The organism is Gilvimarinus sp. F26214L (genome assembly GCF_054401055.1).
This window is the reverse complement of record NZ_JBTIYG010000034.1, coordinates 1-1,491: the sequence shown is the minus strand read 5'-3', so window position 1 is coordinate 1,491 and position 1,491 is coordinate 1. Positions and strand designations below refer to the sequence as shown.

Annotated in this window: 1 protein-coding gene and 1 pseudogene; one reads left to right on the top strand and one right to left on the bottom strand. The window is 49.0% G+C overall.

Going from position 1 to position 1,491, the window contains the following annotated elements; translation table 11 throughout:
- Positions 1-98 precede the first annotated feature (98 nt).
- A pseudogene (locus ACURWW_RS17185) lies at positions 99-524 on the top strand (transposase); the annotation flags it as partial.
- 354 nt (positions 525-878) lie between these two features.
- Here the strand turns inward: ACURWW_RS17185 and ACURWW_RS17180 are convergent.
- Positions 879-1,397, bottom strand: a complete 519-nt coding sequence (locus ACURWW_RS17180) for a hypothetical protein (protein WP_445618369.1) — start codon at positions 1,395-1,397, stop codon at positions 879-881.
- Between the last annotated feature and the right edge of the window lie 94 nt (positions 1,398-1,491).

The following is a 1,491-nucleotide window of genomic DNA, read 5'->3' as shown; positions in this document are numbered from 1 at the left end:
GAGAACGTTTTTCTGCGGTGGTCATGCTACTCTCCTTCTGAATAGTGAATCAGGAGGCTAGCAGGACCGAGCACGGGATTTTAGATGGGGTTTGCTGATCGCTTACGGATATCTGGATGGCCGAAACTCGCGAAACGGCGTATCAAGCCTACGAGACTTGTGTGGCTCGCTTCGCGGCAAAGTACCCGAAAGCTATGGAGTGTCTCTCGAAAGACCAAGACAGTTTGCTGGCGTTCTACGACTTTCCAGCCGAGCACTGGACGCACTTGCGAACGACCAATCCGATCGAATCGGTGTTTGCCACGGTACGGTTGAGAACAGGCAAAACAAAGAACTGCGGCAGTCGAAAAACGACCCTGGCGATGGCATACAAGCTGATGACAACAGCCGAAAGAAAGTGGCGCCGCCTGCGAGGCTACCGGCTATTGGCTGACGTCATTCAAGGAATCAAATTCAAGGATGGTGAACGTGTGAAACCGGATCACCAACAGGATCAAACCGAGCTGGCTGTACACCAGATTTGACTATAGCTCATCTCGAAGGGCCAGCGGATTCACTGTCTCGCCTATGAATGCTGGTAGAAACCCAGCCCCCCGCCAAACCAATGCGCCAAACTTCATGGCACCCACAACCGTTTTCAGTACTGACACAATGTAAGTCAAAGTAGTCATTTTCAGATCTCCAGTTACTCAGTAACTCCGAGTATGACTGGACCAAAAATGCTTTTCTGATTTTTCTTCAGCTCCCTGGCCTCTCCGTCCGACAGCAATCCGACCGAAACATAACGTCGCCAACACGCGCAGCTTTGTAGTGGAGGCGAAGCCGCAACGAAGAAGCTGTCGCTGTGCTTGGCCTTGTTAGAGCAATTCCTACTCGAGTTAACCATTGCAGTTCCGGCGATAAAACTCCCTTAAATCTTTGGGAGAACGAAGGTGGTGAATGATTCTATGGTTACCATATCTATCTAGAAGCGAGAGGATGTAGGGCCTGGTCTTTTGGTGGATATCCCAGATTATTCTTATCATGAAGCCAACCTTTGCGATCGGCGAGCAACCGTCAGCCCACCCTTGAGGTTGCACAAAGATGGATTTGACACATCTCTTAAGAGCCCAAAAGAAGTGAATGGCAATCGGAAAATCAATAAAAACAATAGTATCAGATCGATTAAATCGATCTTCTATTGTGGAGTCGTAGCCCATTCCTTCGATCAACCACCTATCCCCATCAAGGATTGCCTTGTGATCTTCATAAAAAACTGATTCCGGGGCAGCTTCCCAGTTGGGCCGCCATATGTATCTATCTAGATGGTAAATAGGAAGTCTATGTGCTCTTCCAAGCGCCACCGCAAGTGTCGACTTGCCAGCTCCACCATTACCAATAATGATGACTCTCTTCATTGACATGCTTCAATTGCTCTAACGCCCCAAACAGCCGCGCGCTTTTTTGCGTCGGCTGCTTTGGCTTGTTAACTGTTTGCTATGGCCGCAAACA

Excerpts from the sequence above, each read along its gene's own strand:
- ACURWW_RS17180 (WP_445618369.1), bottom strand. The coding sequence starts at position 1,397 with ATGAAGAGAGTCATCATTATTGGTAATGGTGGAGCTGGCAAGTCGACA.